The sequence below is a fragment of the Saccharothrix coeruleofusca genome (genome assembly GCF_014648515.1).
Taxonomy (GTDB): Bacteria; Actinomycetota; Actinomycetes; order Mycobacteriales; family Pseudonocardiaceae; genus Actinosynnema; species Actinosynnema coeruleofuscum.
This window is the reverse complement of the sequence record NZ_BMRG01000004.1, coordinates 280,078-292,647: the sequence shown is the minus strand read 5'-3', so window position 1 is coordinate 292,647 and position 12,570 is coordinate 280,078. Positions and strand designations below refer to the sequence as shown.

At 71.6% G+C, this 12,570-nt stretch carries 12 protein-coding genes; 6 read left to right on the top strand and 6 right to left on the bottom strand.

All coding sequences use genetic code 11. From position 1 onward, the window contains the following. Positions 1-220: 220 nt before the first annotated feature. Positions 221-886 (top strand): DUF4097 family beta strand repeat-containing protein, encoded by a 666-nt coding sequence (locus IEZ00_RS13455; RefSeq protein WP_189223557.1) that lies wholly within the window; start codon positions 221-223, stop codon positions 884-886. 42 nt (positions 887-928) lie between these two features. Then, positions 929-2,047: a serine hydrolase domain-containing protein gene (locus tag IEZ00_RS13450; RefSeq protein ID WP_189223556.1), complete on the top strand. Its 1,119-nt coding sequence runs from the start codon at positions 929-931 to the stop codon at positions 2,045-2,047. A 263-nt stretch (positions 2,048-2,310) separates the two neighbouring features. Here the strand turns inward: IEZ00_RS13450 and IEZ00_RS13445 are convergent, their stop codons facing one another. The 4 genes from IEZ00_RS13445 to IEZ00_RS13430 are packed head-to-tail and all read right to left on the bottom strand — an operon-like array spanning position 2,311 to position 6,852. Next, entirely contained in the window at positions 2,311-3,450 is a 1,140-nt protein-coding gene (locus IEZ00_RS13445; protein ID WP_189223555.1) for an MFS transporter, read from the bottom strand. A 35-nt stretch (positions 3,451-3,485) separates the two neighbouring features. Continuing rightward, a complete protein-coding gene (locus IEZ00_RS13440; RefSeq protein WP_189223554.1) occupies positions 3,486-4,271 on the bottom strand; it encodes an inositol monophosphatase family protein in 786 nt (261 codons plus the stop codon). Next, positions 4,268-4,675 carry an NUDIX domain-containing protein gene (locus IEZ00_RS13435; RefSeq protein ID WP_209618945.1) on the bottom strand — a complete coding sequence of 136 codons (408 nt, stop codon included), beginning with the start codon at positions 4,673-4,675 and terminating at the stop codon, positions 4,268-4,270. Before IEZ00_RS13435 ends, IEZ00_RS13440 begins: the two co-directional genes overlap by 4 nt. Positions 4,676-4,686: 11 nt before the next feature. Next, a complete protein-coding gene (locus IEZ00_RS13430; protein WP_189223553.1) occupies positions 4,687-6,852 on the bottom strand; it encodes a bifunctional SDR family oxidoreductase/aminotransferase class I/II-fold pyridoxal phosphate-dependent enzyme in 2,166 nt (721 codons plus the stop codon). A gap of 585 nt (positions 6,853-7,437) precedes the next feature. Between IEZ00_RS13430 and IEZ00_RS13425 the strand changes: the two genes are divergently transcribed. Beyond that, a complete protein-coding gene (locus tag IEZ00_RS13425; protein ID WP_189223896.1) occupies positions 7,438-8,400 on the top strand; it encodes a zinc-binding dehydrogenase in 963 nt (320 codons plus the stop codon). 68 nt (positions 8,401-8,468) lie between these two features. On the opposite strand, the gene IEZ00_RS13420 is transcribed toward IEZ00_RS13425, so the two are convergent. Further along, a complete protein-coding gene (locus IEZ00_RS13420; RefSeq protein ID WP_189223552.1) occupies positions 8,469-9,509 on the bottom strand; it encodes a threonine aldolase family protein in 1,041 nt (346 codons plus the stop codon). 16 nt (positions 9,510-9,525) lie between these two features. After that, complete coding sequence (locus tag IEZ00_RS13415) at positions 9,526-9,825, bottom strand: hypothetical protein (RefSeq protein WP_189223551.1); 300 nt, start codon at positions 9,823-9,825, stop codon at positions 9,526-9,528. Positions 9,826-9,981: 156 nt separating this feature from the next. On the opposite strand from IEZ00_RS13415, the gene IEZ00_RS13410 reads away from it, so the two are divergent. From IEZ00_RS13410 to IEZ00_RS13400, 3 genes are all read left to right on the top strand, one after another. Then, entirely contained in the window at positions 9,982-11,196 is a 1,215-nt protein-coding gene (locus IEZ00_RS13410) for a helix-turn-helix domain-containing protein (RefSeq protein WP_189223550.1), read from the top strand. Further along, positions 11,193-11,720 carry a flavoprotein gene (locus tag IEZ00_RS13405; RefSeq protein WP_189223549.1) on the top strand — a complete coding sequence of 176 codons (528 nt, stop codon included), beginning with the start codon at positions 11,193-11,195 and terminating at the stop codon, positions 11,718-11,720. The genes IEZ00_RS13410 and IEZ00_RS13405 overlap by 4 nt, the downstream gene beginning before the upstream one ends. An 82-nt stretch (positions 11,721-11,802) precedes the next feature. After that, a complete protein-coding gene (locus IEZ00_RS13400) occupies positions 11,803-12,381 on the top strand; it encodes a pyridoxamine 5'-phosphate oxidase family protein (protein ID WP_189223548.1) in 579 nt (192 codons plus the stop codon). Positions 12,382-12,570: the final 189 nt, after the last annotated feature.

Below are 12,570 nucleotides of genomic sequence, written 5' to 3'. Positions count from 1 at the left end.
CCTCGTGCTCTCCTCGGGACGCCCAGAGTAGCGTTCAGCTTCTACTCATTGCAACAAAGAGGCACTTCCGTTGCCTTAAATTTTGATCCATTGCAATGATATTGTGCATCTGAGCTGCTGTTATGCAGTTAGATCGCAACGATCTTGTTGCTAGGTCCTCAAACGCAACGTAGCTTTTCCGGTGTCAGAAACACCGATCGACGACTCCGGGAGTGCCACGATGCACGAGTTCCCCACCCCCTCCCCGATCTCCGTGGTGCTGGACGTGCCCGCAGGGCGGGTCCGGTTCATCGCCGCCGACCGGCCCGACACCGCGGTCGAGGTCCTGCCCGCCGATGCCGCCAAGGACCGCGACGTGAAGGCGGCGCAGCGCACCGCGGTGGACTACCGCGACGGCGTTCTGCGCATCACCACCCCGACCGGCAACCGGCTGCTGAGCCCCGGCGGAGCCGTCGAGGTCACCGTCGGGCTGCCCGCCGGTTCCCACGTGGAGGCCGAGGCCGCCGCCGAGGTGCGCGGCGTCGGACGGCTCGGCGAGGTCGCCGTCACCGGTGCGTACGGCGCGATCAAGCTCGACGAGGCGGCGGGCGCGCACCTCACCACCGCCGCGGGCGACATCACCGTCGGCCGTCTCACCGGGCCCGCGCGCATCAGCACCGACCAGGGCGACATCGACATCGCCGAGGCCACCCGCGGCACCCTCGTGCTGCGCACCCAGGCGGGCCAGGTCCGCGTCGGCGCCGCCACAGGGGTCTCGGCATCCCTGGACGCGGGCACCGGCCACGGCCGCATCCACAACAGTCTCACCAACACCGGGGGCGCCGCGCCCCAACTCGCCATCCACGCCACCACCGCCCACGGCGACATCACCGCCCGCAGCCTCTGACCCCGGCACAGGCTGGCAACCACCATCGAAGGAGCGCACACCGTGTCCGCCACCACCAACCAGGACCAGTTCACCCCGCAGACCGGCCCGGACCGCCCCGAGCTGCGGAAGGTCATCCAGGAGATCGTCGACTCCGGTTTCCTCGGGGTGCAGCTGCGCGTGCACGACGAGCGGGGCGAGTGGGTCGGCAGCGCCGGGCTCGGCGAGCTGGGCGGGACCGCCGCGCCGCCGGTGGACGGACGGGTCCGGATCGGCAGCAACACCAAGACCTTCATCGCGGCGCTGGTGCTGCGACTGGTGGCCGAGGGCAGGACCGGGCTGGACAGCCCGGTGGCCGACCACCTGCCGGAGTTCGGCCTGGACCGGCGGATCACCGCGCGGATGCTGCTGCAGCACACCAGCGGGTTGTTCAACTTCACCGGCGAGTACTACGAGGACGGGACGGTGGTGCCGGGGATCGCCTGGCAGGGCCGGGAGTGGGTGGACAACCGGTTCACCACCCACCGGCCCGAGGACCTGGTGCGGCTGGCGCTGGCCAAGCGGGCGCGCTTCGAGCCGGGCGCGGACTGGAGCTACTCCAACACCAACTACGTGCTGGCCAGGCTGCTGGTCGAGAGGATCACCGGCCGCCCCTTCGAGGAGGAGATGCGTCGGCTGGTCCTCGATCCGCTGGGGCTGTCGGAGACCTCGGCACCCGAAACCGGGACCGACGTCCCCGAGCCGCACGCCCACGCGTACTACCGGTACGAGGAGGCGGGCGCGCGGCAGACGGTCGACGTCACCCGTCAGAACCCCTCCTGGATCTCCGGCGGCGGTGACATGATCTCGACCACCCGTGACCTCCGCGCGTTCCTCTCCGCCCTCGTGGGCGGCAGGCTCCTGCCCGCCCCGCTGCTGGCCGAGATGCTCACCCCGCACCCCAAGGCGGGTTACGGCCTGGGCGTGTTCGTGCAGGACACCGACCGCGGCGGCACCGTCATCACCCACAACGGCGGCATCGCGGGCCACGCGGCGCTGATGTACACCACGCCCGACGGCAGCAGGACGCTGACCGCCGCGCTGAACTACGTCGACGACGCCGCGCAGTCGCTGGCCGGGCCGTTCCAGCAGGCGACGCGGCGGTTGGTCGAAGAGGTGTTCCACGGCGGACGGGCCGGTTGAGCCGCCCCCTCCTCGATGCGATCACCGGTCCGCGGGCAATCTTCGGCAGGAACACGAAAGTGACGGCCACCGCGATCGGCGCGGTGGCCGTCACCTGCCCCCCAAACAGCGGGACCAGGTGCGCGTCCCCCCGACGCGCACCGGACCCCGCTTCCCCCGTTGAGTGCGGGGACAGTCCACCTCACCGCGGCCCGTTGGGACACCGATCCGGGAAACTCCTGGACGTTCCTGGACGAACCGGGCACGGGCGGTGCCACGCTGGATCATCCTCGACCAGGGCGGTTGGGCGTGACCACCGCCGTGGGACCGCGCCGCCGCACCAGCAGCAGGCTGAGCACGATCGGCACCACCAGCAGCACCGCACCGACCATGCCCGCCCGCAGTCCCACGGCGTCGGCGACCACGCCCAGCAGCGGCGGGTAGAGCACCGAGCCGGACACCGCCGCCGCCGACAGCGCGCCGCTGACCCGGTTGAGCCGTCCGGGGAACAACCCGCCGCCGATCGCCATGATCATCGGGTAGACCGGGCCATAGCACACGCCGACCAGGCCGAACAGCACCAGCCGGGGCCCCGTCCCGGTCACCGCGAGCGCGGCCAGCAGGAACACCCCGGACGCCACGACGCACAGGCAGGCGAAGGCGGTGTAGCCGATCCGCTCCACGACCCGCTCGGCGGTCCACCGGCCCAGCGCCAGGCCCGCCCAGTAGACCGCGAGCACCAGCGTCGCCGCGGCCACGGTGGTGCTGTCCAGCAGCCGCACCACCCAGTTCGACACCGCCAGTTCGGCGGCGACGTAGAGGTTGATGGCCAGGGCGAGCCCGGTGAAGGGCACCAGGCTGCCCGCCAGCCGCAGGCCCCCGCCGCGCGCCGCGGTGTCCTGGCCCCGGCCCGACGGCATCCCGCCGCCCAGCAGTGCCGCCGCGGCGGCCGCGGCCGCCAGGGCGGTGCCCACCAGCACCGGTCGCCAGCCGATGTCCAGCAGCGACAGCCCGCCCACGGCCAGCGGCCCGGTGAACGCGCCCAGCGCCACGTACAGGTGCAGCCGGTTCATCGCCCGGCCGCGCTGGTCGCGGTGCAGGTCGAGGAACAGGCCGTTGAGGCCGCCCTCCAGCACGCCGACGGCCCAGTAGCCCGGTGCGGCCGCGACGACCAGCAGCGCCCACGTCGGGCACAGCGCCATGGCCAGCAGGGCCGCCGGGTAGGCGAGCGCGGCCGTGCCGAGGGCGGCCTGCCGCCCGCACCGGTCGACCAGGTGGCCGCTGGTGACCGCGCCGAGGGTGTAGAGCAGGGCGCCGGTGAACAGCAGCACCCCGAAGTCGGTGTCGCCGCGCTGGAAGTGCCCCAGCAGCGACCGCACCAGCGAGGGCAGCAGCACCAGGTTCCACCCGAGCAGGAACGCCACCGCGTACACCGCGGCCCTGAGCCTGGCGCCCCGCACTACATTCCCCAGTCCACGCGCGACAGCTCGGCGTGCAGCGCCGCGTGCGCGGCGAGCACCGTGGTGCTGGTGTGGTCGACCTCGGCCCCGTCGAGCGTGGTGGCCCGGCCGCCCGCCTCCTCGACGGCCAGCGCCCCGGCGGCGTAGTCCCACGGGCCGCCGTCGACCTCGATGAACGCCGACAGCGCGCCCGTGGCGACCGCGCTCAGCGCGGCGGCCCCGCAGCCGGTCATGCGGATCTCCGCGCCCGAATCCCACACGTGGTCGAGGATGTTGCGGGCCTGGCCCTGCCACGGCGGCGCGGACGCCGACAGCGCGACGGCCGGTGCGGTGGTGGGCGGCGGGCCCAGGGCCAGCCGTCTGCCGTCCAGCCACGCGCCGCCGCCGCGTTCGGCGAGCAGCACCGTGCCCTCCAGCGGGTCGTGGAACCCGCCGACGACCACTCGCCGCTCGCGCACCAACGCGATGGTCACGCCCCAGGGCCGCAGCCCGCGCACGTAGTTGCCGGTGCCGTCGAGCGGGTCGACCAGCCAGATCCGGTCCGGATCGCCCATCAGCACCCCCCGTTCCTCGGCGACGACGAAGTCGTGGGGGAAGCGGCGGCGCAGGGCCTCGACGATCAGCGCCTCGGACCGGATGTCGGCGCTGCACACCAGGTGGCCGCCTGGTTTGTGGCCCACCACGTGGTCGTCGCGCATCCGCAGCAGCAGCGCGCCCGCCTCGCGCAGCACCTCCTCGACGAACGCGGTGACCTCCGCCGCGTCGCCGCCCGCCGGACCGTTCACAGGGCACCCCGGTCCCGCAGGCCGAAGAACTCGGCCAGGATCGCGTTGTCCTCGTAGCCCAGCCTGCGGGCCGCGGCCTCCTGGCGGGTGAACCACCGCAGGCCCTGCCCCTCGGTGAGCACCACCTCGGACAGGTCCAGGTCGATGGCGGTCCAGAAGGTGTGCTCGACGCCGTAGGAACGGCGGCGCGAGCACAGGGGGCGCACCGCGGCCGGGTCGAGCACGACTCCCATCTCCTCCTCGATCTCGCGCCGGATGCACTCGTGCGGCCGCTCCCCCGGTTCCAGGTAGCCACCGGGCAGGCACCAGTGGCCGGGGAAGCTGATCGTCGGCTTGTCGTCGCGCTGGTGGAGCAGCACCTGCCCGACCGGGTTGACCATCACGATGTTCGTGCCCTCGTCCACGTCGACCCCTCTCAAGCGGTCCGGGTGTAGGCCAGCACGACCTTGCGCACGGCCGCCACCACGTCCTCGACGTCCTGCCGGGTCATCTTCGGGTAGAGCGGCAGGGACGCGATCCGCCGCGACAGGTCCGCGGCGACCGGCAGCGCGTCGGGGTCCATGCCCCACCGGTCGCGGTAGTAGGGCTGCAGGTGCATCGAGGTGAAGTGCACGCCGGTGCCGATGCCCTCCTCGCGCAGCGCCAGCAGGAACTCGTCGCGGCTGATCGTCAGCGCGTCCAGGTCCAGCACCACGACGTAGAGGTGGTGGGCGTGGACGCCGAAGCCCCGGTGCGCCAGCGGCCGGAGCGCGGCCAGGTCGGCGAACCGCTCGTCGTAGCGCGCCGCGTACTCGGCGCGGGTGTCGCGGAAGGCGTCCAGCTTGCCCAGCTGGTGCAGGCCCAGGGAGGCCTGCAGGTCGGTCATGTTGTACTTGAAGCCGGGTTCGACCAGCTCCCAGTGCAGCGCGCCGTCGGGCGAGTAGCGCTTCCAGGCGTCGCGGGAGATGCCGTGCAGGCTCAACACCCTGGCCCGCTCGGCGAGCGCGTCGTCGTCGGTGGCCAGCAGCCCGCCCTCGGCGGTGGTCATGTTCTTGGTCGGGTAGAAGCTGAACGCCGCGGCGGTGCTGAGCCCGCCGACCTTGCGCGCGCCGTGGGTGGCGCCCATGGCGTGCGCGGCGTCCTCGACGATCGGCAGGCCGTGCCGCCGGGCGATGGCGGCCAGCGCGTCCATGTCGCAGGTCTGCCCGGCCATGTGCACCGGCACGATGGCCCTGGTGCGCGGGGTGATCGCGGCTTCGACCCCGGCGGGGTCGATGTTGAGCGTGTCGGGCTCGACGTCGACGAAGACCGGTGTGGCGCCCAGGTGCAGGATCACGTTGGCGGTGGCGGGCCAGGTGACCGGCGAGGTGACGACCTCGTCGCCGGGGCCGATGTCCAGCGCGGCGAGGGCCACGTGCAGCGCGCCGGTGCAGGAGCTCATCGCCACCGCGTGGCGCACGCCCAGGTACTGCGCGCACAGCGCCTCGAACCGCTTGGTCTTGGGGCCGGTGGTCAGCCAGCCCGACCGCAGCGTGTCCAGGACCTCCCGCTCCTCCTCGCGCCCGACCAGCGGCAGGGCGAAGGGCAGGAAGGCGCGCCGCACCTTCTCCCCGCCGTCGCGGGCGGGGGTGCTCACCACGGCCTTGAGCGCCTCGACCGTGCAGTACCGGGGGTCGTCGACGTCCACGTCCGCCAGCGCGTGGCGCAGCTCCTCGACGCCCTGCTCGACGCCCGTGTCCGCGGTGAAGCCGGTCAGCTCCCGGAACGCCGCTTGGCCGACCCGGTAGCTGCGCTGGTCCGGGCCCCCGTCGGTGATCCGCACCGGGACCGCGCCCAGGCGCGCGCCGATCCGGCGGGCCAGGTCCGCGATGGTGGCGTTCTCGCCGACCACGTTGAACACCCCGCTGATCGGGACGCGTTCGCGGGGCAGCTCCAGGCACCGCAGGTAGGCCCGCGCGGCGTCGGCGACGTGCAGCAGCGGACGCCACTGGCCGCCGCCGTGGACGTGGATCGGCCTGCCCGCGACGGCGTGCGCGACCATGCGGTTGACCACCAGGTCCAGGCGCATCCGAGGCGAGGCGCCGAACAGCGTCGCCATGCGCAGCGACAGCACCCGGAAATCGGGTGAGGCCAGCGCGTCCAGCGCTTTCTCGGTGGCCTGCTTGGTGCAGGCGTAGACGGTCAGCGGGCGCAGTGGCGACGACTCGTCGAGCACGCCGTCCCCGCCCGCGCCGTAGACGCTGCACGAGGAGGCGAAGACGAACGTGCGCACGCCCTCGGCGGCGGCCAGCTCGGCCAGCCGCACGGTGGCGTCCTGGTTGACCTCCACCGTCCAGTCCGGGTCCAGATCGCCCGCCGGGTCGTTGCTGATGGCGGCCAGCGCGACCACCGCGTCCACGCCCACCAGGTCGGCGGCGGCCAGGTCGCGGACGTCGCAGCGGCGGACGGTCAGCGCCGGGTGCCCGTCGACCGCGGCCAGCACGTGGCCCCCGAAGTAGAACTTGTCCACGGCCACGACGTGGTGGCCCGCCTCCAGCAGCACCGGCAGCAGCACCGAGCCGAGGTAGCCGCCCGCGCCGGTCACCATGATCCTGCTCTGCATCATTCCCCCCAGAGATGCGCGAATTCCGGGCCAACTTATCCGCCCGGTGGACCGCCGAAAAGCGGGTTTGTCCTTTCGAGGGGGGCGTCGGGCGGTCATTTCGACGATGTGATGACACGCCTTCGACTCCAGTTGTCACTCAGTCGAGTGGCATTGTGTCACTGAATCGAGCAAACACGCGCGTGCCGTTCGCGTGAACCAGGAACTGAAGTATTTTCACGGAAGTCGGCGCGCAGGAGATCGGCGCGCGGCGCGTTCCGGACCCGAACGGCGGCGGGCCACCCCGCCCGTGTGGCGGAGTGGCCCGTGCCTGCGCTCAAGCAGCGGGACCTGTGCGCGTCCCCCCGGCGTGCCGGGCCCCGCCGCACTCCCCGTCGAGCGCGGGGACAGTCCACCGCACGACAGCCCGTTGGGGCACCGATCCGGGAAACTCCTGGACGTTCCTGGACGAACCGGGTAGGCCGGGGTCGAACAGGCGCAGGACGCGCTGCCGACACCGCTGCCGACGCCGCTGTCGGCGGCCGAGAAGGAGGAACTGGTGCGGATGTCGACCCTGGTGCCGGAGCACCGCGCGTGAGCGGCACGATGCGCGCGGCCGTGCTCAGCGGACCCGGCCCGGTGGAGAACCTGACCGTGGTGGACAAACCGGTCCCCGAGCCCGAACCGGGCTGGGTGCGGATCAGGGTGCGGGCCTTCGGGCTCAACCGCTCCGAACTGCACACCCGGCTGGGCCTGGCCGAGGGCGTGACGTTCCCGCGCGTGCCGGGCATCGAGGCGGTGGGCGAGGTCGACAGCGACTGCGACCTGCCGCGAGGGCAGCAGGTCGCCGCGATGATGGGCGGCATGGGACGGGTCTTCGACGGCGGGTACGCCCAGTACACCGTGGTGCCCCGGCACACCCTGGTCCCGTTCTCCTCGCGGCTGCCGTGGGAGGTGCTGGGCGCGGTGCCCGAGACGCTGCAGACCGCCTACGGGTCCCTGACCACCGGGCTGGACCTGCGCGCGGGCCAGACGCTGCTGATCCGCGGCGGCACCTCCGCCCTGGGGTTCGCCACCGCGGCGCTGGCCAAGGACATCGGCGCGACCGTGCTGGCGACCACCCGCAGCGCCGACCGGACCTCCGTGCTGCGCGACCACGGCGTGGACCACCCCCTGGTCGACGACGGGCACGTGGCCGAGCAGGTCCGCGAGATCGTGCCCGAGGGGGTGCACGCGGCGCTGGAGCTGGTGGGCACGCCCACGCTGCCCGACACGCTGGCCGCCACCCGCGTGCACGGCACCGTGTGCTTCGCCGGGATGCTGTCCAACGAGTGGATCGTGCCCGACTTCTACCCCATCGGCTACCTGCCCAAGGGCGTGCGGCTGACCGCCTACGGCGGCGAGAGCGACGACCTGCCCGCCGAGGTGCTGCAGCGCTACCTGGACCAGGTGGCCTCCGGGGAGACCAGGCTGTGGCCGACCGCGGTCTACCCGCTGGAGGACATCCGCCGCGCGCACGACGACCTGGAGCACAACCGGCAGGTCGGCAAGCTCGTCGGGATTCCCTGAGCCGGGGTGTCGATCCGGTCGTTCCCCGTTCGCACGCCTCACGCGAACGGGGAACGACGCGTGACGGCTCAGCGCAGTGCTCGCAGCAGCTCCACCAGCTCCTGGGGGTCGAACCCCATCCCGTTGACGCCGACGGTCACCTCGACCTTGCTCACCCTCGGGTCGGTGGTGCTCTGCGCGCGGGTGAACAGGTGGATGCCGCGCTCCTCGACCAGTTCGCGCGCCGCGGCCTCCGCTTCCTGCCTGGACATGGGCAGCAGGAGGTGGAACATCGGCGTGCACGGCACCTCGGGCACGGTGCGGGCGAACCCGTCGGCGTTGATCGCGGCGGCCAGCGCCACCGCGTGGTCGCGGAACTCGGCCATCCTGGGCAGCACCTCGTCCAAGCCCATCAGCGCGGCCACCGCCAGCGGCCACGCGTCGGGGATGTCCCCGCCCAGCCGCCTGCGCCACACCGACGCCTCGTCGATGACGTCCTGCTCCCCCGCCAGCACCGCGCCGCGCACGCCTTCCAGTCCTTTGTAGAGGGAGACGTAGACGGTGTCGAACAGCGCCGCGATCTCGCTGAACGGCCGGTCGTAGTACGGCTGCGACTCCCACAGCCGCGCGCCGTCCACGTGCCGGGCGATGCCGCGTTCGGCGGCCCACCCGGTCTGCGCGACCAGGTCGTCCCAGGGCGGCAGCAGGCCGCCGATCTCGCGCTGGGGCAGTTCCAGCAGCAGCGCCGACAGCGGTTCGCGCACCTCGTGCAGGTCGTCGAGGGTGATCAGCCCGTTGTGGTCGCCGACCGGCTGGAACCGCAGGCCGTGCACCGCGCTGTAGCCGTTGTTCTCCCACAGCGCCAGATGGCACTGCGGGTGGGCGGCGAAGGTCGGCCTGCCGCGCCGGTCGGCGTGCACCCGCAGGGCGGTCTGCTGGGCCATCGTGCCGGTGGGGAAGAACAGGGCGGCGGGCTTGCCCAGCAGACCGGCGATCCGCTCCTCCAGCTCGGCCACCGGCGCGTCGGGCCGCGTCCCCGGCGGCACCCGCTCAAGCAGGCGGCTCAGGATCTTGTGCGGGTCGCGGCGCAGCGGCGCGTGCGCGACGAGAGAACGTCGGATCTCTGCCATGCGCCGCAGTCTCCGTTCACCCCCGTGGGCCGGGCAACCACAAAAGGTGGAGCTTGACGTCGGCGTCGGCGAAGCGGGCGAAGGCGGTCAGGGCGGCCTCGGGGGTGGCGGACTTGGTGTGGAAGTCGCCTTCGGTGGAGACGACTTCGGCGTGGCCGGGGAAGGCCATGCCGTAAGCGGCGATCCAGCCATCCTCGCGGTCGCCGTACTCGTGGGCGATGGCGAACAGGCGCGGGGCGTCGTCGACGGCCAGGCCGGTGAGGTAGGCGGTGAAGTCCTGGTCGCTGGTGCACCACTGGTGGAGCAGGTGGTTCATGGCGGCGGTCCCTTCCGGTTGTGTTTTGCGCACGATCGTCTGTGCCGGTTCGGCGAAGTCCCGTGCGAGTTCGAGCCCTGTCGCCGAAACGGTAGAAGCAACGGAGCGTCACAAGTCGTACAAAATGTGTGACTGTCGGACGGCTACTCTGACCGCATGGTCGACGCATCCGGCGAGATCGGTCAGCGCGTCCGCTACTGGCGGCTGCGTCGCAACCTGGGCCGCAAGCAATTCGCCGACATGATCGGACGCTCCACGTCCTGGCTGGACAAGGTCGAGACCGGGGAGCGCAACCTGGCGCGCCTGCCGGTGATCGAACTGGTGGCGGAAGCGCTCATGATCGACCCGAGCGCGCTCACCGACGCGCCTGCGGCGGCGCGGACCGCGCAGTGCGTGGATGCGGTGGAAGTGAGTGCCATCCGCGCCGCGCTGGGCAAGTACCCCGAACTCGACCGGCGACCCGTCGAGGCGATCAGCTTGATCCAGGTCGCGCGGCAGGCCGACTACCTGGACCACGCCTGGGCGTCATCGCACTTCACCACCGTGGCGCAGCACCTGCCCAAGTTGATGGAAGCGGCCCGAAGCGCCGTGGCGACAGTGCCTGCGGTCGAGCTGGTCGATGCTCATCGGGTGCTCGTCACGGCCTACCGGCTCGCCTCATCGATGCTGCTGAAGTTCGAGAGCCACCACATCGCTTGGCTGGCCGCGGACCGGGCCATGCAGGCCGCGATGGCAGTGGACGACACCTGGTCACTGGCCCGCGCCACCCGCAGCGTTGCCCGCTCCATGACCGCCTGCCGTCAGCGCTCGGAGGCAGTGGAGGCACTGCTGAACATGGCGGACCGGATGCGCCCCGAACTGTCGAAGCAGGCGGGCAGCCTGCTGTCGCTGTACGGGATGCTTCACCTCGCCGCATCGATCACCGCTGCCAAACAAGAGGACGCGGCCTTGGCCCTGGACATGCACCACGAGGCTGAGCGGGCCGCTCGGAGCATGGGCGAACACTACGCGACGCACCACACCCACTTCGGCAGGACCAACGTCGCGATCCACCGCGTTGCCGCGCTCGTGCGTCTCGGTGAAGCAAAGCCCGCCTTGCGATTCGCGGAGAAGATCCCCCAGGACGCGATCACCGCGTTGCCACCGGAACGCCGGGCGAACTTCCTGCTCGATCTCACCGAGGCCAATGCCCGGTGCGGCAACTACCGCGAAGCGTCGCGATCTCTTGGCCAAGCAGAACGCGCCGCGCCACAGGAGGTGCGCTGCCGCCCGCTGGCACACGGCTTGTTGCGGCTGTTGCTAGCGAACACGAGCGGAGAACCCGGTCGGATGGTGCGGCAGGTGGCTCAGCGAGCTGGAGTTCCCGCGTGAGCGAACGTGTGCTGTACCTCGTGGTCTGCGGTGCTGGGCCCGCCAGTCGCGTCGAGGTGATGGTCAGGCTCGCCGTGGACGAGGGGTGGTCCGTGCGCTGCCTGGCCACCCCGGCCGCCGTCGAGCACTTCCTCGACCTCAGCGCGTTGGAACAGCTCACCGGTCATCCGGTCCGCACGGGCCACCAGGTACCGAAACAGCCCGCCCTTCCGCCCGCCGAGGCGGTAGTGGTCGCTCCTGCCACCTACAACACGATCAACAAGTGGGCTGCGGGGATCGCTGACACCTACGTGTTGACCCAGCTCGCGGAGTTGACCGGATTGGGTGTTCCCATCGCGGTGCTGCCATTCGTGAACACTGCTCTCGCGGCCAACCGCGTCTTCGGGCGCAGTGTGGAGGAATTGCGACTCTCTGGGGTACGTGTGCTGCTTGGCGAAGGTGGTTTCACCCCGCATCCGCCCAGGGGTGGCGGCAAGGTCGTGGACAGCTACCCCTGGCAGGCGGCCTTGCGAGCGATCCCGTAAGCGCGGACGCGGAGTTCGGGCTACTCGGGCGCTCGGTTCAAAGCAGTGGGGTGCCACCTCGCGGACTGTGATACTGATCGACATGGGGAAGACTTACGAGCGGATCGAAGGCCGGTTGCGGGAGTTCATCGAGGCGCAGCCGGTGTTCTTCGTCGCCTCCGCGCCGCTGGCCGAGGACGGGCACGTCAACCTCTCGCCCAAGGGCCGGGCGGGGACGTTGCGGGTGCTGGACGAGCGGACGCTGGCCTACCTCGACTTCGGGGGCAGCCACGCGGAGACCGTCGCGCACCTGCGGGAGAACGGCCGGATCACGTTGATGTGGTGCGCGTTCGACGGTCCGCCCAACATCGTGCGGGTGCACGGGACGGGAGAGCCGGTGTTCCGCGACGACCCGCGCTTCCCCGAACTGGTGGCCGGGTTCGGCGATGCCGACGGGCCGGCGTTGCGGGCGGTCGTGGTGGTCACGGCGAAGCTGATCAGCGACACGTGCGGGTTCGCGGTGCCGTTCATGGACTACCGGGGTGAGCGGACGCTGCACAAGGAGCACTTCGGCCGCAAGTCCGACGAGGAGTTCGCCGCCTACTGCGAGTCCAAGCCGCACAACGTCAGCAGCATCGACGGGTTGCCCGCGATCCCGCTGCCGCTGCCTGCCCGGCCCTAACGGGATCACCGATCCCGGCCCGACACGCCCAACACGCCCGCCTCCGGCGTCGTCCACTTATGGGCGTGTTGGGCGTGTCGCTCCGGCGAGTCGAGCGTCCAAGCACCCTGAATTCAACATTCGCGCACCTGACGCGTACTTCCTCGCACCTCGGGTGGTAGTTACCGGCCCTCCCCGCCCCGCCGGGTG